Source organism: Azospirillum sp. RU38E, assembly GCF_900188385.1.
Classification (GTDB): domain Bacteria; phylum Pseudomonadota; class Alphaproteobacteria; order Azospirillales; family Azospirillaceae; genus Niveispirillum.
This window is the reverse complement of sequence record NZ_FZOI01000018.1, coordinates 44,064-62,421: the sequence shown is the minus strand read 5'-3', so window position 1 is coordinate 62,421 and position 18,358 is coordinate 44,064. Positions and strand designations below refer to the sequence as shown.

Here is an 18,358-nt window from a genome sequence, read left to right as displayed (position 1 = left end):
ACCGTTAGAAATCGGCGCGGACACCGATTGCGTAACGGGCACCCGTATCGACATAGGTCAGGACCTGATTGTCGAAGCGGCCGGTGGTGACGACTTCGCTGCCGAAAATATTGGTGCCTTCAGCGAAGACCTGCACATTCTCAAGCACATTGTAGCTGACGCGGGCGTCAACCTGATCATAGGTCCGGCGGTAGACCGGATCGGAACCAGCGCTGGGGTTGACCAGGCTTTCCAGGAAACGTTCGCGGCGGTTATAGGCGACGCGTGCCGACAGCCCGTCCATTTCATAGAAAACGGCCAGGTTCTGGCTGTCACCCAAACCTTCCAGCGCGAAGGAGGTGGTGGTGGAGCTGGGGTCGAACACGGCGTTGCTGTCCACGAAGGTGGCGTTCGCCTGGATACCGAAACCGGCCAGCAGACCGGGCAGGTAATCCATCGTGTGGTTCACGTTGAACTCAAACCCATGGACATTGGCGCTCTGCGCGTTGCGCGGACGGCGCACGCTGAACGTTACCTGGTTCGGCCCGGTCACGCCACCGGCACCCACCGCCAGCTTGCCGGCATTGGCGATGGTGAACACCTCATCCGCCCGGGTCTGCACCACGAAATTGTTGACGCGCTTATAGAAAGCGGCCGCCGACAGGGTGGTGGTACGGGTCGGGTACCATTCGAACGACATGTCGAAATTGTCAGAGGTGTAGGGCTTCAGCGACGGGTTGCCGCCCGAAGCGTCCAGGCTGGCCGGACGCACCGTATCAAAGCTGATACGCGGCGCCATATCGCTGATCTGCGGGCGGGTCAGCGTGCGGGAAGCACCGAAACGGGCGATCACATCGTCCGTCAGGTCGATCTTCACGTTCAGGCTGGGCAGCAGGTAATCGTAGCTGCTCTTCTGGCTGGTCGCCACCGGCACGCCGTTATTGGCATAGACCGCCGTATAGATGGTATTGTCGCCAGTCACCGGCAGGATGTCGGTCAGGGCCAGCTGCTGGCCCGCGGCCTTCACCTCGGTGTGGATATAGCGGAAGCCGATATTCACGAACCAGGGCAAACCACCCAGGTCACCCTTGAAGTCGGTATCCAGATAACCGCCATAGACGCTTTCCTTCACGGAGAAGGAATTGGGCTGGCGGGTCGCCGCATAACCGTTGCTGGCAGCGATACGGGCCGCCGTGGTGCCCGGTGCCAGGTTATTGGCTTTATCCAGGGCCGCTGCTGCTGCCGGGCTTTCCAGGAAGCGGAAATAGGCGTCGGCATCATAGGTCATGAAATTGGCCGGGAAACGCCCGCCGGAACCCAGGAAGCTGCCCAGGCTGAACGGCTTCAGCAGGGAAGCATCAGCCGAGGTCGGATAGCCGCAATAGAGGCACTGAATGTTCGGGTCGCTGGAGACCGAATTGCTGGTCTTTTCGCGGTTGGTATTGATCAGGCCGAAACGGATGGCATCCAGCACGCCGCCATCGCTCTTCCATTCGGTGTCCAGCTTATACTCGAACACCTCTTCCGCCTCATCATTGCCCTGGCGGATGGCGATATGGGTGCGGCCCCGCGTCGGGTCGGTCAGTGAGGTGGTGTGACCGAAGACGGAGGGGAAGCCGCCGCCATCCGCCTGCTGGAAGCTGTAGGTGGAAGGAATGCCGATAACGGTGAAGACATCCTTGCCGCCGTTATTATTGCGGGCCTTGGACCAGGAAGCGTCCGCCTTCACTGTCAGATTATCATTGACGTTCCAGGCGCCATTCAGCCCCAGAGCCTTGGTGGTGACGTTACGGTTATTGGTGTCAACGATCAGGTCGGCATTGCCGTTGGTCGTCAGCCCGGTAACCGTGCGGTTGGAATCAATCTGGGCGGCGGTGTAGCTGGAAGGCTCAAACCAGTTGCCCAGCGCGTGGTTCGTCGCGTCAACGGTGAACTTGTTGTACAACCCGTCCAGGGTGAAGACCAGATCGTCATTGGCCTGCAGCTGGGTGGTCAGGTTGACGCCAATGCGTTCGCGCTCCGACGTTTCCTGGCCGATATCCAGGTTACGCGGGGCATAGACATTGGTGGCGATGGGGTTGGAGGAGGGGCCGATCGTCTGGCCGGACAGATAGCCGTTCACCGTGGTGGACGGGGTTTCCGTCTCACGCTTCTGGTAGGACACGGCCAGCAGGGCACCCAGCTTGTCATCATTGAAGGTGCCGGACAGCAAGCCGAAGGCCTGCGGCGAGACCTTCTTGTTATTCTCTTCATACACGCCCTTGGCGGACGCGATGGCCTTGAACCCGCCAATATCAAACGGGCGCGCCGTCTTCACATTGATGGTGGCGCCGATGCCGCCATCCTGCACTGCGGCCTGGCTGGTCTTATAGACGTCAGCGCCGGAAATCAGTTCGGCGGCCAGCAGGTCGAAGGAGAATTCGCGGCCCTGGTTTTCCGAGGCGAAGGAACGGCCATTGACCAGCACCGTGTTGAATTCCGGCCCGAAACCGCGAACGGTGACAAAACGGCCTTCGCCGCCGCTGCGGTCGATGGAGACGCCAGGGATGCGCTGCAGCGATTCCGCCACGTTGCTGTCCGGGAACTTGCCCAGATCTTCGCTGGCGATGCTGTCCATCACAATGCCGGCGGAACGCTTCATTTCCGCCGAAGCCTGCAGGGAGCGGCGGATACCGGTGACGACGATTTCATCCAGCGTGCCGTCCGTAGCACCATTGGCATTCTGCGCCATCGCCGGCATTGCCGGGATCAGGGCGCACAGCGCGGCCATGCCAACACCACCCAGGCCGGCAGCCATGCGCCGGCCCATAGTCTTTTTCAGCATATGTCACTCCTCCCACACATTACTTCTTGCTGACCGGGCGTACCGGTCTGACCGAACAGGATTGTGCCGCCCGGATTTTCGACGCCTGCCGGAGGAGGAGCCCCCTCCACCGTTCTTGCCGTCGGTTTCTTGTATATGAATTATCAGATAAATATAACATTGCAATCGACGAACTGACGCTTTCGGGCTAAAACGTTCCCTCGTGTGGTATATCTGCATCGGCCCGTTGGGCTGCGGTCTGCCCGCCAAGGCATAAAAATGCCAATATAATCAAGTGGGAGGAGTTTATGGACAAGCCCGTGAAAACGGTTGTCATCGCCGGGGGCGGCTCCGCCGGCTGGATCGCCGCCGGCCGGATTGCCGCTCGCAATGGTACCAGCCTGGCGGGTGGCGTGCGCGTCATCCTCATCGAATCGGCGGTGATCGGCACCATCGGGGTGGGGGAGGGGACGTGGCCGACCATGCGCAACACCCTGCGCAAGATCGGTATCCGGGAGACCGATTTCATCCGCCAGTGCGATGCCGCCTTCAAGCAGGGCGCCCAGTTTGCCCGCTGGACGGATGGCAGCGCTGGCGATGCTTATTACCACCCGCTGAACCCGCCGCAGGGCGCACCGCAGATCAACCTGTCCGGCCATTGGCAGGCTTTCGCCCGCGAAAACCCGTTGAATTTCGCCGAAGCGGTGGATTTCCAGGCCAGCCTGTGCGACGCCGGGTTGGCGCCGAAATCCATCACCAGCCCGGAATATGCCGGGCTGGCCAATTACGCCTATCATTTGGATGCTGGGAAATTCGCCGATCTGCTGCGCGACCACGCGGTGGAAAAGCTGGGCGTCATCCATATGGTGGATGACATCACCGAGGTGCATCAGGATGAAGCCGGCGACCTGACTGGGCTGACCCTGCGCGGGGCGGGGCGGGTCGACGGGGATTTCTTCGTTGATTGCACCGGTTTCGCCTCCCTGCTGCTGGGCGGCACCTATGGCGTGCCGTTCAAGGATTGCAGCGATGTGCTGTTCTGTGACCGGGCGCTGGCGCTGCAGGTGCCCTATGATCGGCCCGACGCGCCCATTGCCACGCACACCATTTCCACCGCCCAGGATGCCGGATGGATCTGGGATATCGGCCTGCCCACGCGGCGTGGCACCGGCCATGTCTATTCCAGCCGACATATGAGTGATGAGGCGGCGGAAGAGAGCCTGCGCCGTTATCTGGGCCCCGCCGCCGACGGGTTGAGCCCGCGCCTGATCAAAATCCGCGCCGGCCACCGCGCCAGCTTCTGGACGCATAATTGTGTCGGGGTCGGGCTGGCCGCCGGCTTCCTGGAACCGCTGGAGGCATCGGCCCTGATGCTGATCGAAACGGCGGTGGATTTCATCGCCGACCGGCTGCCGGCCAACCGGGCAGTGATGGACACGCTGTCCCGCCAGTTCAACCGCGCCTTCACCCATCATTGGGACCGGATCATCGAATTCCTGAAGCTGCATTATGTGCTGACCAAGCGGACCGATACCGCCTTCTGGCGCGATAATCTGGACCCGGCCAGCATTCCGCTGGAATTGCGGGAAAAGCTGGAACTGTGGCGCTATCACCCGCCCGGCCCCGCCGATTTCCCGCACCAGCCGGAGGTGTTCTCTTGGCCGTCTTATCAATATGTGATGCATGGCATGGGCTTCGCCGCGGACTATAGCGGGCTGGCCCAGGTGAAGGCGGAAGCCGCCAGCGCGCGCCGCGCCTTTGCCCAGGCCGAGCGGGCGCGCCAACAGGCCCTGCGTGACCTGCCGCGCCACCGTGACCTGCTGAACCGTATTCAGCAATACGGGCTGCAGCCGGTCTGATCCCGGTTATCAGGAGAAGCACCCATGCCCATCCATCCCCTGACCGCTGCCCGCCACGCCAGCGCCCGCCTGCGCCCCTTGCCGGACATGGGCCATGCCGCCCGGCAGAACCATGCCCAACTGGGGCTGAGCGAGGTGCGGGACGCGCTGGCCGATTACCCGATCTTTCTGCTGAAACATGCCGATAGCGGCCGGTTCAACCTCTGCGCCTTGTTCGCCCTGGAAGGGGGGGCAAGCTGGTTCATGATCCAGGGTGGCTGGCAGGCCACATATCTGCCGCGTAACCTGCTGCGCCAGCCTTTCCACCTCGCCCCCGGCGCCGGGGGCGTGTTCGATCTGGCGGTGGAGGAGGAAACGGACCGGCTGCATGACCGCGACGGCGAACCCCTGTTCGACGCGCACGGCCAGCCGACGGCGCGCACCGAACAGGTGGGCCGGCTGCTGGCCGGCCTGCGTGATGATCTGGCCGCCGCGCGCAGCTTTGTCGACCGGCTGGCGGCGCTGGACCTGATCTGCCCGGTCGACATGATGCTGACCTTCGGCGATGGGCGGGAAAACCAGATTGAGGGGCTTTACACGATCAGTGAAGACCGCCTGCGTGACTTGCCCGATGCGGATGTGCTGGCGCTGCACCGGGAGGGTCATCTGGCGCTCGCCCATGCGGTGATGGCATCGGCCACCCAGGTTCACCGCCTGCAACAGCTTCACAATGCAACGGCCAAGGTGCCGCTGACCCGCATCGCCAAGGCGGTGCGGGACTAAGAACATTAACCAACGGCGGCGACCGCCGCCGCGCGGCCCGTGCCGCGTAAGCCAAGGCGGCGGATGCCGCCGCCCGGCGCTTGAGGGGACAAGAAAATGACCGGCCATGTGCTTGCCATCGACCAGGGAACCACCGGCACCACCGTGCTGGTGTTCGACCGCGACGCCAATATGGTGGGCCGCGCCTATGCCGAGTTCACCCAGCATTTCCCCCAAGCCGGCTGGGTGGAACATGATGCGCTGGAAATCTGGCATGTGACGCTGGATGTGATTGGCCGCGCCCTACGCGCTGCCCATCTGCGTGCTGACGATCTGGCCGCCATCGGCATCACCAACCAGCGCGAAACCGTTGTGGTCTGGGACCGGGCGACGGGGGAGCCGCTGCACCGCGCCATCGTCTGGCAGGACCGCCGCACGGCTTCCTATTGCGAGGAATTGCGCGGGCAGTCCGGCGTGGAGGCGATGATCCGCGACAAGACCGGGCTGGTCATCGACCCCTATTTCTCCGGCACGAAAATCCGCTGGCTGCTGGACCATGTGCCGGGCCTGCGGACGCGGGCGGACAAGGGGGAAGTCGCTTTCGGCACCATTGACAGCTGGCTGATCTGGAAGCTGACCGGTGGTGCGGCGCATGTCACCGACTATTCCAACGCCGCCCGCACCCAGCTTTACAACATCCATGAACTGCGCTGGGATGAGGATATCCTGGCCCTGATGGATATCCCGGCTTGTTGCCTGCCCAAGGTCAACCCCTCCACCTGCATCCATGGGCTGACTGATCCCGACAGTTTCTTCGGCACCCATGGCATTCCTGTGTCGGGCGTGGCGGGGGACCAGCAGGCGGCCCTGTTCGGCCAGGCTTGCCATGGGCCGGGGCTGGCCAAGAACACCTATGGCACCGGTTCCTTCATGCTGATGAACACGGGCACGGCGGCGCGGCGGGGGCCGGGCAGCCTGTTGACCACCATTGCCTGGGGCATTGGTGATGAACCGGTGGAATATGCGCTGGAAGGGGCGATCTTCGTCACCGGGGCGGCGGTGCAGTGGCTGCGCGACGGGCTGGGGCTGATTGCATCCGCGGCGGAGACGGAGGAACTGGCCCGCTCCATCCGGGGCAATGAGGGGGTCTATTTCGTGCCGGCCCTGACCGGGCTGGGCGCCCCGCACTGGGATCCCTATGCGCGTGGCCTGATCTGCGGGCTGACGCGCGGCACTGGCCGCGCCCATATGGTGCGCGCGGCGCTGGAAGCCATGGCTTATCAGACGCTGGACGTGGTGCGCGCGATGGAGCGGGAGGCAGGGATTCCCTTGACGGAGTTGCGCGCCGATGGCGGGGCCACCGCCAACCATTTCCTGATGCAGTTCCAGGCCGACATGCTGGGCGTGCCGGTGGAGGTGCCGCGCATCGCCGAGACAACGGCATTGGGTGCCGCCTATCTGGCGGGGCTGGGGGCCGGTGTGTGGAGCAGCCGGGAAGAGTTGGATGAGAAATGGAAGCTGGCCCACCGGTTTGAACCGGGCATGACGCCAGCCGAACGGGACCGGTTGTATGAACGCTGGGGCCGCGCCCTGGAGCGCGCCAAAGGGTGGGATGTGTAGGGGGTGATGGTGGGGTGTTCTGTGAGGCACTTCCCGCCGCCCGTTATTGCCTCCCCCGCGAAAGCGGGGGTCCAGGGGCCGCCTGGACGACGCTTAAGTGCTTGTGGCCCCTGGATCCCCGCTTTCGCGGGGAAAGCACTGTAAGTGAATCAATCTCTCTAACTCCCCCTCAACCCGCCCCCCAATTCACGGGAACAAACAATGTCGATCCTGGATCGCAACCATTCCATCGCCCGGCTGGATGCCGAACCCGGCAAGTGCTGGGACTTGGTGATTATCGGCGGCGGGGCCAGTGGCCTGGGCGTGGCGCTGGAAGCGGCGGCGCGCGGATACAGCGCCCTGTTGCTGGAAGCGCATGATTTCGCCAAGGGCACCTCCTCGCGCTCCACCAAGCTGGTGCATGGCGGTGTGCGCTACCTGGCGCAGGGCAATATCGGGCTGGTGATGGATGCGCTGCGTGAACGCGGGCGGCTGCTGGCCAATGCCCCGCATGTCACCCGCAAGCAGCCCTTTGTCGTGCCGGTCTATCGCTGGTGGGATGCCGCCTTCTATGGTGCCGGGTTGATGGTGTACGACCTGCTGGCCGGGCGGCTGGGTCTGGGCCGGTCCCGCCTGCTGTCGCGGGCGGAGGTTCTGCGCCGCGCGCCGACGGTGAAACGGGCAGGGCTGAAGGCTGGCATTCTTTATTATGATGGGCAGTTCGATGATGCGCGGCTGGCCCTGACTTTGGGCTTGAGTGCGGCGGACGCCGGGGCCGTGTTGGTCAACCATGCCCCCGTCACCGGGCTGCTGAAGCAGGATGGCAAGGTGACGGGGGTGCGGTTCGTGGATAGCGAAACCGGTGTTGAACGCACGGCCAACGCCCGCGCCATCATCAATGCCACCGGGCTGTTCACCGACCAGACCCGGCATCTGGACGATCCGTCCCGCCCCTCCACCCTGTCGCTCAGCCAGGGGATTCATCTGGTGCTGGATCGGTCCTTCCTGCCGGGGGATGATGCGGTGATGGTGCCGAAAACAGCCGATGGGCGGGTGCTGTTCGCCGTGCCCTGGCACGACCGGGCCATTATCGGCACCACTGACACGCCCATCCCGGAGATCGCGCTGGAACCGCGCCCGCTGGAACAGGAAATCGAATTCCTGCTGACCCATGCCGCCCTCTATCTGGAAAAGGCCCCCAGCCGCGCCGATGTGCTGGCCGTGTTCAGCGGTATTCGCCCGCTGGTGAAGGCTGATGGTGTGTCCGGCACCTCCGCCGTGCCGCGCGACCATCTGATCATCACTGACCCTTCCGGCCTGATCACGCTGACCGGCGGGAAATGGACCACCTATCGCAAGATGGCCGAACAGACGGTGGATCGTGCTGCCGATCTGGCCGGGCTGCCGTCCGTGCCGTCCAACACGGCCGACCGGCATCTGGCTGGCTGGGTGGAGAAGGCGGGCGATTATGCCGATCCGTTGACCGTCTATGGCGCTGATGCCGATGCGGTGCGGGCGCTGATGGCATCCGATCCGGCCCTGGCCGCCCCGCTGCATCCGCGCCTGCCTTATCCGACCGCCCTGGTCATCCATGCTGTGCGGGCCGAAATGGCGCGCACGGTGGAGGATGTGCTGGCCCGCCGCACCCGCGCCCTGCTGCTGGATGCGGCGGCAGCCTTGGAAGCCGCACCCAAGGTGGCCGCCCTGATGGCCGCCGAACTGGGCCGGGATGAGACCTGGCAGCGGCAACAGGTGGAAGCCTTCGCCGCCACTGCCGCTGCCCATCATCTGTGATGGATGGCGTTCGCCATCCATCCACCGATCATAACCAATAAGGAAGTCGCCCCGTGACGATGCTCCGCCCCCTGGGAACCGCCCTTGCCACGCTTTTTCTGCTCTGCCCGCTGATGGTGGTCCCCGCCATGGCGGTGGAGCCAGAGCCGACGCGCGCCGAATGGGAGCGACCGGATATCCTTGCCATCGGGCGGGAACCGGCGCGCGCCACCTTTGACGGTTTCACCAGCCGTGAGGCCGCCCTGGCGCGCGATACCACGGGGCAGCCCTTTCACCTGTCGCTGGATGGCAAATGGTCCTTCGCCTATTCCCGCAACCCGGAGGCAAGGCCGAAGGATTTTTACCGCCCGGATTTTGATGTCAGCGGTTGGGGCAGCATCCAGGTGCCGGGCATCATGCAGGCGCAGGGCTATGGCCAACCCTATTTCAACAATATCGACTATCCGTTCCCGCTGAATCCTCCTTTCATCCCGCATGAAATGAACGAGGTCGGGTCGTACCGCCGCAGCATCGACATTCCGGCGGATTGGGCCGGGCGGCAGGTGTTCCTGAAGATTGGGGCTGCCGGTTCGGCCTATTATGTCTGGGTCAATGGCGTGCGCGTCGGCTATGCGGAGGACAGCAAGCTGCCGTCGGAATTCGACGTCACCCCGCATCTGAAGCCCGGCCAGCCCAATGTGGTGGCGATTGAGCTTTATCGTTTCGCCGATGGCTCTTACCTGGAAGATCAGGATTTCTGGCGGGTTTCCGGCATTGAACGCTCGGTCACGCTCTATGCCGCCCCCACCACCCATCTGCGTGATTTTGAGGTGAAGGCCGGGCTGGATAAGAGCTTCCAGAACGGCACCTTCGCCCTGGATGTGGCGATTGCCGGGGCGAAGGCCGCCAAGGGTGGGCAGGTGCGCGCCACCTTGTTGGATGGCAGCACCCCGGTGCTGACCCAGCAGGCCGCCGTGAAGGACACGGTCAGCCTGTCCGGCACCGTGCCGGGGGTGCGCCCCTGGTCGGCGGAAACGCCGCATCTTTATACGCTGCTGATCGAACTGCTGGACCGTGACGGCAAGCTGGTTGAGGCGACCAGCCGCCGCGTTGGCTTCCGTACCGTGGCGGTGGTGGATGGGGAGGTGCAGGTGAATGGCCGCCGCGTCACCATTCGTGGTGTGAACCGGCATGAACATGACCCACATACGTTCCGCGTTGTCAGTCTGGAAACCATGCGCCGCGATATCGAGTTGATGAAGCAGGCCAATGTCAACGCGCTGCGCACCTCCCACTATCCCAACGATCCGCGCCTGTATGATCTGGCCGATGAATATGGCCTCTACATCATGGATGAGGCGAATATCGAAACCCATGAATTCATGGAACTGGGTAACAAGACCGGCGACCGCGCCGCCCACCAGATGGGCTATAAGCCGGAATGGAAGGAGGCGCACCTGGACCGGTTGCGCCGCATGGTGGAGCGGGACAAGAACCACCCTTCCATCATCTTCTGGTCGCTGGGCAATGAGGCCGGCATCGGCCCCACCTTTGAGGCGATGGGCAAATGGGTGAAGGGGCGCGACCCGTCGCGCCTTGTCTCCTATCTCGGCTGGGGCACGCTGACCCAGGAACATCGGCCCAATGATTATGTCGATATCTATGCGCCCATGTATGACGATATCGACAAGATCGTCGATTACGCCACCGACCCCGCCTTCAAGCAGCCGTTGATCCAGTGCGAATATGCCCATGCCATGGGCAATTCGCTCGGCAATCTGGAAGATTACTGGAAGGCCATCCGCGCGCATCGCAAATTGCAGGGCGGTTTCGTCTGGGATTGGGTGGATCAGTCCATGATCCTGAAGGATGCCCAGGGCCGGGATTACTGGGCGTCGGGCTTTGATTACGGCCCCAACCCGCGCGGGGATCTCAGCGTTGTGGCCGATGGCTTGATCCAGTCCGACCGCACGCCCAACCCGCATTATTATGAATTGGCCAAGGTCTATGCCCCCATCGGCTTTGACGGGTTCGACCCCGCGGCTGGCACCGTCACCCTGCATAACCGCCACGACATGATCGACCTGTCCGGGGTCAGCTTCGACTGGAAGGTGGAGGCCGATGGCGTGGTGGTGGCCAGCGGTAGCCTGGAGGTGCCCAACGTACCGGCGGCCAGCAATGCCAAGCTGACCCTGCCGCGTTACCCAGCCCCGGCGGCGGGGGAGACGCGCAGCCATGTGCTGACCCTCCGTGCTTTGGCGCGGGAGGGGGCCATCCCCGGCGTGGCGGCGGGCCATGTCGTGGCCTGGGAGCAGTTCGCCCTGAACGAACCGCCGGCCCCGGCGCTGCTGGCGGCAGATGCCAGGCTGGTGGACCGCGATGGCCGCATCACCCTAACTGCCGGCGATGCCGAACTGGTGATCGACCGGGCAACCGGTCTGGTGGAGCGCTATGCCCGTCAGGGCAAGCTGCTGCTGTCCGGTGGGGCACCCAATTTCTTCCGGGCGCTGACCGACAATGATATCGGGGCTGGCGTGCAGAAGACCCATGATGTCTGGCGCGAACTGTCCGACGCCCAATATCGCCATGTGCGGGAGATCAAGGCCGACAAGGAAGGTGCCGTGACCGTGCGCCACGCGCTGGGGGCCGGCGGCGGCTGGTTCGAAACCCGCTATGCCATGGGGGCCGATGGGGTGGTGGAGGTGACGGGCAGCTTCACGCCGGTGAAGGATGACCTGCCCGACCCGCTGCGCATCGGCCTGTCCTACAGCATCCCCACCAGCCTGACCGACCTTTCCTGGTTCGGGCGTGGCCCGCAGGAAAGCTATGCCGACCGCAAGAGCGGGATGGCGCTGGGCCTGTGGCAGGGTAAGCTGGCCGAACAGCACCATGATTATGTGCGTCCGCAGGAAACCGGCAACAAGGTGGATGTGCGCTGGCTGACCCTGCAAGGGCAGGGCCTGCCCATGTTGCGGGTGACTGGGGCCGGTCCGCTGTCGGTCAATGCCCTGGCCTTCCCCTATGCCGATCTGATGATGAAGCCGGTGGGCAAGGCGCACAGCTCCGACATCCAGCCCGGCCCCATCGGCAGCCTGCTGATCGATGCCGGCCAGGTGGGTGTCGGCGGCGATACGGGGTGGAGCCTGGATGGCCGCGCCCTGCCGCCCTATCGCCTGAAGGTGGCCGCCACCAGCTTCCGTTTCCGGCTGGGCGGTTGATTACGCAATCGTTCCATGTCTGTAATGGAGCCTGAAATTCAAGGCGCTGTCTGACAGTAGGGCGGCTTTACCGGGCCTGTATTTATCATATATAATACCTGCCCGGTACCTCAGCCGCCCCTCTCTTATCTGCACCCTTTCAACAGCGCCCCCGCTGTTGGGCCCCGCCCGTCTGGCGCTTCTTCTGGCAGTGGAGTGCCGTCGCGGCTTCTGTGGAGTTCTGTTCAGATGACTAATGGCAATGCAAGGGGCCTGCGCCACGAAATGGGCCGCAACTTCACCTATGAAATCCTGCAGCGCCTGGGCGTGGATATCGTCACCGGCACCTATGGCGTGGGCAACCCGTTCCCGACCGAGGCGGAGCTGTGCAAGCAGCTGGGGGCCAGCCGCAGCGTGCTGCGCGAAGCGGTGAAGATGCTGACGGCCAAGGGCCTGCTGAAGGCCCGCCCCCGTCAGGGCACCTGGATTGAGCCGGAGCGCAATTGGAACCTGCTGGACCCCGATGTGCTCTATTGGCTGCTGGAGCGGAAATTCTCCCCCGGCCTGCTGCTGGAATTCACACAAGTCCGGCTGGCCATTGAACCGCTGGCGGCGGCCCTGGCGGCCCGCCATGCCGACGCCAAGGCCAAGGAGGCCATCACGGCGGCGCTGAACCGGATGAAGGCGGCGGAAGCCGGCGACGATGATCCGCTGACCTCTGACATTGCCTTCCATGTTGCGATTCTGGAAGCCAGCGGCAATCGTTTCTATGCCCAGCTGCGCGGGCTGATCGAGGCGGCGCTGCGCACGTCGATCCGGCTGACCAACCGGCGCAAGGGCGTGCGGCTGGCCAGCGTGGCCGACCATCAGCGCGTCGCCGACGCCATCTTCGCCAGCGATCCCGACGCGGCATCGGCCGCCATGCGTCATTTGATGGTGGAGGCGATGACCCTGATCGAGCAGGCGAAGGAAACCATGGAAGCGACGGGGGCCGAGGAGGATTGACACCGGACCCCGGTGCGAGGGACGCGATCGGGGACCGGCGGAAGTGGGGCGGAGGGTGGCCCTATACCCGGTAAGCCAGCCGCAGTGCCCCCCAATGTCGGCCCGCCACCTGGATCGGGGCTGAACAATCCTTCATCAGGGTATAGGTGCCGTTGCCCATGTCGCGGCGATAGGCCTGCAACAGGAAGGGCTGGGTGTTGCGCCCGGCGGCCAGCCCCACCCGGTCGTTGAAGATGCGGCGGTTGCGGCAATGGGCGGCGTTCCAGGCCGCATCGCCGGGGCGCTGCGGATCGCTGAATTTCCGGTTATGCGTGGGCAGATAGCCATTGCGGTCCAGCGCCACGCAGAACACCACCTTGTCGGTCAGGGTCAGCAGCGGTTCCTGAATGGCCGGCAGCAGCCGGTCGGTCAGGTTGGTGAAGCGGGCCATATGCTGCTGCGGGTCGCTGCCGGCGACGGGCTGGTAATCCTCGTCAAACAGGTCGGAAACCTGAATGCTGCCCTCGGCCAAGGCCCGCTCAAAGGCGGCGGAAATCTGCCGGGCGGCGGCCTGGGTGGCGCGGATATAGGGCGTGTCCACCGTCTCCACATCCAGCTTGGCAGTATGGCCGATCAGCCGTTCGCTGAGGGAGAGCAGGTTGCTCAACCGCTCCCCCGCCTGGGCCAGGCTGGCGCTGCTTTCCTTCACCCCGCCGGCCATGTCGCCAATCCGGCCGTCCACGGTTTCAATACTGCCGCCGATGGCACGGGCGGCGGCATCGATATGTTCCTGCTGACGGTCCACTTCGCCCATCGCGTCGGCCAGCACCTGCATGGTGCGGCCGATCTGGTCGGTTTCATTGCGCACCCTGGCGGCCTTGGCGCTGCCGGCGGCACCCTTGTTGGCCAGGGCCTTCACCTGTTCGCCCAGGTCGCGCATGGTGGCGTCGATTTCCTGCGTCGCCTCCGCCGTTTTGTTGGCCAGCGCCTTCACCTCCGTTGCCACCACGGCGAAGCCGCGCCCGGCATCGCCGGCGCGTGCCGCCTCAATGGTGGCATTCAGCGCCAGCAGGTTGGTCTGCTTGGCGATGGTGTTGATCTCACCGGCCACCTTGCCGACGCGTGACAAGGCATCGGTCAGGCCGCGCAATTGCTGTTCAATGCCGGTGACATCGGCGGCCAGGGCGCGGATTTCTGTCAGCGCTTGGTCCACCTGGGATCGGCTTTCCACCGCCTGGGCACGGGCCTTGCCCGTCACTTCCCGCGCGGCGGATGTCGCGGCCGTCACCTGGGTGTTGCCGGCCTTCATCTCCAGCGCCTCCCGGCGCAAGGACTCGAATATCTCCGCCTGCTGGCGGATACGGCGGCTGACATCATCGACATAGCCGGTCACATCGGCGATGGAAACGCCCAGCGTTCCGACCTCCTGCGCCAGCTCCGCGATGGCCTGGCTGGTGCCTGCGCTGGTGACGGGCTTTCCGTTGCCTGCATAGGCTTGATCCATGGCATTTGCCTCCCGGTATGGTCGGTCGCTTTCATCATTGCGACTCTGACTTGTCATAGAGGGGGAGAATGAACGGGCAACAGTGCCTGCCGCTATAGGCCATTGGTCGATTCTTGCTTAAAACAACGTAAACCGACAATACACTTATGTCGGGGATGTACAGGCGACCGCCTTCAGCCATGTAACAACGCCACGGCTGTTACCATGGCCGGGCGGTGGACATCGGCGGGCGGCCTTGCCATAAGGGGTTCCGCGAATGAAACCGGCCCTTATGCCCAGGGGCAGCACAGCAACGGATGGTTATTCCCATGGCGGACACCCAATTCGATCTCGTCGTCATCGGCGCCGGCCCCGGCGGTTATGTTGCCGCCATCCGCGCGGCCCAGCTTGGCATGCGCGTGGCGTGCGTGGAGATGCGCAAGACCCTGGGCGGTACCTGCCTGAATGTCGGCTGCATCCCTTCCAAGGCGCTGCTGGTCGCATCGGAAAAGTACAGCGAAGCCAAGCACCATCTGGGTGCCTTCGGCGTGAAGGTCTCGGGCGTTGAGCTGGATTTTGCCGGCCTGATGAAGCACAAGGACGAGGTGGTGAAGTCCAACGTCACTGGTGTGGATTTCCTGTTCAAGAAGAACAAGGTCACGCGCATCCTTGGCAAGGGTTCCATCAAGGCCGCCGGCATTGTGCTGGTGACGAAGGAAGATGGTTCGACTGAGGAAGTCACCGCCAAGAACATCCTGATCGCCACCGGCTCCGACGTGATGCCGCTGCCGGGCGTGACGATTGATGAAAAGCGGATCGTGTCTTCCACCGGTGCGCTGGAGCTGGAAAAGGTGCCGGGCCATCTGGTGGTGATCGGCGGCGGCGTCATCGGCCTGGAACTGGGTTCCGTCTGGCAGCGCCTGGGTGCCAAGGTCACGGTTATTGAATATCTGGACCGCATCCTGCCGACCATGGATGGCGAGGTTTCCAAGCAGTCCCAGCGGATTTTTGGCAAGCAGGGCATCGACTTCAAGCTGTCCACCAAGGTGACGGGTGCCACGGTTGAGGGTGACAGCGTCACCCTGACGGTGGAGCCGGCCAAGGGCGGTGCGGCGGAGACGATCCAGGCCGATATCGTGCTGGTGGCCATCGGCCGCCGTCCCTACACCGATGGTCTGGGCCTGGAAGCTGTGGGCGTGGAACTGGATGAACGCCGCCGCATCAAGACCGACCATCATTTCCGCACCAACGTGCCCGGCATCTGGGCCATTGGCGACGTGATCGCCGGCCAGATGCTGGCTCACAAGGCGGAAGAGGAAGGCGTTGTCGCGGCGGAAGTGATGGCGGGCCAGTCCGGCCACATCAATTACGATGCCATCCCCGGCGTTGTTTACACCTGGCCGGAAGTGGCCACCGTCGGCAAGACGGAAGAGCAGTTGAAGGCCGAAGGTGTCGCCTATAAGGCCGGCAAGTTCCCCTTCACCGCCAATGGCCGCGCCCGGTCGATGAACGCGACCGAGGGCTTTGTGAAGATCCTGGCCGACGCCAAGACCGACAAGGTGCTGGGTGCGCACATCATCGGTGCCTCTGCCGGTGAGATGATCGAGGAACTGTGCCTGGCGGTGGAATTCGGCGCCTCGTCGGAAGATATCTACCGCACCAGCCATGCCCACCCGACCCTGACGGAAGCCATCAAGGAAGCCGCCATGGCCGTTGCCGGCCGCCCGATCCATATGTGAACGGCGGTCCCCGCAAGGGATGCAGAGAAGGGCCGGGGAGGGTGACCTCCCCGGCCCTTGTCATATATTGACCATCAGGGCAGCGCCACCGGCGCCCACAGCACCTGATCGATATTATCCGCCCCGGCCACCAGCATGGCCAGCCGGTCAAAGCCCAGCGCGATGCCGGCGCTGTCGGGCATCAGCGGCAGTGCTGCCAGGAAATCCTCGTCAATCGGATACCGCTCCCCATAGAGCCGCTCCTTCTCGGCCATGTCGGCCTCAAACCGGCGGCGCTGCAGCACCGGGTCGGTCAACTCCCCAAAGGCATTGGCCAGTTCCACGCCACAGGCATACAGCTCAAACCGTTCCGCCACACGCGGATCGTCGGGCTTGGGCCGGGCCAGGGCTGCCATGGAGACCGGGTAATCGGTCAGGAATGTGGGCCGGCCAAAACCCAGATGCGGTTCGATCCGGTCCAGGCTGACGCGGAAGAACAGGTCTTCCCAGGTATCGCTTTCCGCCACGCGGATGCCGATGCGCGTCACCTCCGCCGCCAGCCGGTCGCGGTCGGGGCGCAGCGGGTCAGGGGCGGTGGCCAGCAGGTCGATCCCGGCATAGGTATGGAAGGCATCGGCCACGCTCAACACCTCCCATTCCGCAAACGGGTCGCTTTCCGTGCCCCGGAAGCGCAGCTTGTCCCGCCCGGCGGCGGTGCAGGCGGCACGGGTCAGCGCCACGCAATCGCCCATCAGGTCACGATATCCAGCCCCGGCGCGGTACCATTCCAGCATGGAAAATTCCGGGTGATGCGTGCCCGATCGTTCCCCGTTGCGATAGACATGCGAAAGCTGGAACAGCTTGGACACACCCGCCGCCAGCAGCTTCTTCATGGTGAATTCCGGGCTGGTATGAAGGTAGAGCCGGATTCGGTCATCCGGGTGCGGCCCCACCAGATCGGTGGCAAAGGCCACCAGATGCACCTCCAGACCGGGGGAAATCTGCAGGGCCGGTGTCTCCACCTCATCAAAGCCCTGATCTTCAAACCAGTGCCGCGCGGTGCGCAGCACCTGCTGGCGCACCGCCAGATGCGGGCGCTTGGCCTGGAAATGATCGGGATGCCACCAGGGGGCTTGCTTGCTCATCATCCATGTCTCGACGGGGCGGGAAAAGCGGGGCACTCTCCCTTTCCCTTTGATCTGTCATGCAACCGGCCCCGATGTCGAGTCCTCCCCCGGAAACCCCGAACCTCCGTATTATCTGGGATGTCGGTCGCCTGTCGGAATGGGCGCGGCTGCTGGCCGATTGCGGGCAGAGCACCCTGACCCAGGGTTTCGGCTATTCCCAGGCGTTTTATACGACAGAGCGCTGGCGCCCAAGGCTGGGCATTATTGAGCTGGCCGATAATCCCGTCGGGCTGGTGGTGGTGACGGAAAAACGCATCGCCAAACTGATCCGGCTGGTGCGGCTGCATCGCGGGCCGCTGCTGTTGCCGGTGGCGCGCAAGCCGGCCGTCTTTGCCATGGTGATGAAGCTGCTGCGCCAGGAATACCGCCCCGGCCCCTTCTGCTGGCCGGCCCTGGTGCCGGAATGGCCGGCGGGGGAGGAGGCGGAAGCCATGATGCGCTGGGCCGGCTGGCGGCGCGACAAGGCACCGGGCTATCGCACCATCTGGCTGGATTTGCGCCAGGACGCGGCGGCGTTGCGGGCAGGTTTGGCGCAGAAATGGCGCAACGCCCTGAACCAGGCCGAGCGCGCCGGGCTGAGCGTGGAAATCGACCGCGATGGCAAGCAGCAACTGCCCTGGCTGCTGGAACAATATCAGGCCGACAAGGCAGCCAAACGCTATCGCGGCCCCTCCCCGCAACTGGTCATCCGTATGCGTACTGGCATGCATAAGGATGGCGATATCCTGCTGCTGCGCGCCGTGAAGGACGGGGTGCCGGTGGCCGGTATCATGGTGCTGGGCCATGGCAAGGCCGCGACATATCAGATCGGCTGGAGCAGTGCCGCCGGTCGGTCAGCGCGGGCGCATAACCTGCTACTCTGGCGGGCGGTGCAGGAATTGAAGGCGCAAGGGCGGGAATGGTTCGACCTGGGCGGGTTACTGCCTGATCACGCCGCCGGCGTCACCGCCTTCAAACGCGGCATGGGCGGGGAAGAGGTGGAGTTGGTGGGGGCGTGGCGGTAGGCCCCCCCTCCTTGAGGAAAAAAGGCGGCCA

The 18,358-nt window shown here is 64.2% G+C and carries 11 protein-coding genes; 8 read left to right on the top strand and 3 right to left on the bottom strand.

Annotation, left to right across the window (positions count from 1 at the left end):
- Positions 1–4: 4 nt before the first annotated feature.
- The gene (locus CHB97_RS21400; RefSeq protein WP_089290046.1) at positions 5–2,803 is read right to left on the bottom strand and encodes a TonB-dependent receptor; all 2,799 of its coding nucleotides are present in this window, start codon (positions 2,801–2,803) and stop codon (positions 5–7) included.
- 287 nt (positions 2,804–3,090) lie between these two features.
- Between CHB97_RS21400 and CHB97_RS21395 the strand changes: the two genes are divergently transcribed.
- The 6 genes from CHB97_RS21395 (at position 3,091) to CHB97_RS21370 (ending at position 12,956) form a co-directional block, all read left to right on the top strand.
- Complete coding sequence (locus tag CHB97_RS21395) at positions 3,091–4,641, top strand: tryptophan halogenase family protein (protein ID WP_089290045.1); 1,551 nt, start codon at positions 3,091–3,093, stop codon at positions 4,639–4,641.
- A gap of 24 nt (positions 4,642–4,665) precedes the next feature.
- Entirely contained in the window at positions 4,666–5,403 is a 738-nt protein-coding gene (locus tag CHB97_RS21390) for a SapC family protein (RefSeq protein WP_089290044.1), read from the top strand.
- A 96-nt stretch (positions 5,404–5,499) separates the two neighbouring features.
- The gene (gene glpK / locus CHB97_RS21385) at positions 5,500–7,002 is read left to right on the top strand and encodes a glycerol kinase GlpK (protein ID WP_089290043.1); all 1,503 of its coding nucleotides are present in this window, start codon (positions 5,500–5,502) and stop codon (positions 7,000–7,002) included.
- A 201-nt stretch (positions 7,003–7,203) separates the two neighbouring features.
- Complete coding sequence (locus tag CHB97_RS21380; RefSeq protein ID WP_089290042.1) at positions 7,204–8,775, top strand: glycerol-3-phosphate dehydrogenase/oxidase; 1,572 nt, start codon at positions 7,204–7,206, stop codon at positions 8,773–8,775.
- A gap of 59 nt (positions 8,776–8,834) precedes the next feature.
- Complete coding sequence (locus CHB97_RS21375) at positions 8,835–11,972, top strand: glycoside hydrolase family 2 TIM barrel-domain containing protein (protein ID WP_244559653.1); 3,138 nt, start codon at positions 8,835–8,837, stop codon at positions 11,970–11,972.
- Positions 11,973–12,200: 228 nt separating this feature from the next.
- Positions 12,201–12,956: a FadR/GntR family transcriptional regulator gene (locus CHB97_RS21370; RefSeq protein ID WP_089290041.1), complete on the top strand. Its 756-nt coding sequence runs from the start codon at positions 12,201–12,203 to the stop codon at positions 12,954–12,956.
- A 61-nt stretch (positions 12,957–13,017) separates the two neighbouring features.
- Here CHB97_RS21370 and CHB97_RS21365 read toward each other — a convergent pair whose 3' ends face one another.
- On the bottom strand, positions 13,018–14,439 hold the full coding sequence (locus CHB97_RS21365; protein ID WP_089290040.1) for a methyl-accepting chemotaxis protein: 1,422 nt from the start codon (positions 14,437–14,439) through the stop codon (positions 13,018–13,020).
- 308 nt (positions 14,440–14,747) lie between these two features.
- Here CHB97_RS21365 and lpdA point away from each other — a divergent pair, with 308 nt between their 5' ends.
- Positions 14,748–16,157, top strand: a complete 1,410-nt coding sequence (gene lpdA / locus CHB97_RS21360) for a dihydrolipoyl dehydrogenase (RefSeq protein WP_089290089.1) — start codon at positions 14,748–14,750, stop codon at positions 16,155–16,157.
- A gap of 74 nt (positions 16,158–16,231) precedes the next feature.
- Here lpdA and epmA read toward each other — a convergent pair whose 3' ends face one another.
- Complete coding sequence (epmA, locus tag CHB97_RS21355) at positions 16,232–17,284, bottom strand: EF-P lysine aminoacylase EpmA (protein WP_089290039.1); 1,053 nt, start codon at positions 17,282–17,284, stop codon at positions 16,232–16,234.
- Between the two features lie 71 nt (positions 17,285–17,355).
- On the opposite strand from epmA, the gene CHB97_RS21350 reads away from it, so the two are divergent.
- Complete coding sequence (locus CHB97_RS21350) at positions 17,356–18,327, top strand: GNAT family N-acetyltransferase (protein ID WP_089290088.1); 972 nt, start codon at positions 17,356–17,358, stop codon at positions 18,325–18,327.
- The last annotated feature ends 31 nt before the right edge of the window (positions 18,328–18,358 follow it).

Coding starts and splice junctions, on each gene's coding strand:
- CHB97_RS21400 (WP_089290046.1), bottom strand. CDS start 2,803: ATGCTGAAAAAGACTATGGGCCGGCGCATGGCTGCCGGCCTGGGTGGT.
- glpK (WP_089290043.1), top strand. CDS start 5,500: ATGACCGGCCATGTGCTTGCCATCGACCAGGGAACCACCGGCACCACC.
- lpdA (WP_089290089.1), top strand. CDS start 14,748: ATGGCGGACACCCAATTCGATCTCGTCGTCATCGGCGCCGGCCCCGGC.
- CHB97_RS21390 (WP_089290044.1), top strand. CDS start 4,666: ATGCCCATCCATCCCCTGACCGCTGCCCGCCACGCCAGCGCCCGCCTG.
- epmA (WP_089290039.1), bottom strand. CDS start 17,284: ATGATGAGCAAGCAAGCCCCCTGGTGGCATCCCGATCATTTCCAGGCC.
- CHB97_RS21395 (WP_089290045.1), top strand. CDS start 3,091: ATGGACAAGCCCGTGAAAACGGTTGTCATCGCCGGGGGCGGCTCCGCC.
- CHB97_RS21375 (WP_244559653.1), top strand. CDS start 8,835: ATGCTCCGCCCCCTGGGAACCGCCCTTGCCACGCTTTTTCTGCTCTGC.
- CHB97_RS21380 (WP_089290042.1), top strand. CDS start 7,204: ATGTCGATCCTGGATCGCAACCATTCCATCGCCCGGCTGGATGCCGAA.
- CHB97_RS21365 (WP_089290040.1), bottom strand. CDS start 14,439: ATGGATCAAGCCTATGCAGGCAACGGAAAGCCCGTCACCAGCGCAGGC.
- CHB97_RS21350 (WP_089290088.1), top strand. CDS start 17,356: ATGTCGAGTCCTCCCCCGGAAACCCCGAACCTCCGTATTATCTGGGAT.
- CHB97_RS21370 (WP_089290041.1), top strand. CDS start 12,201: ATGACTAATGGCAATGCAAGGGGCCTGCGCCACGAAATGGGCCGCAAC.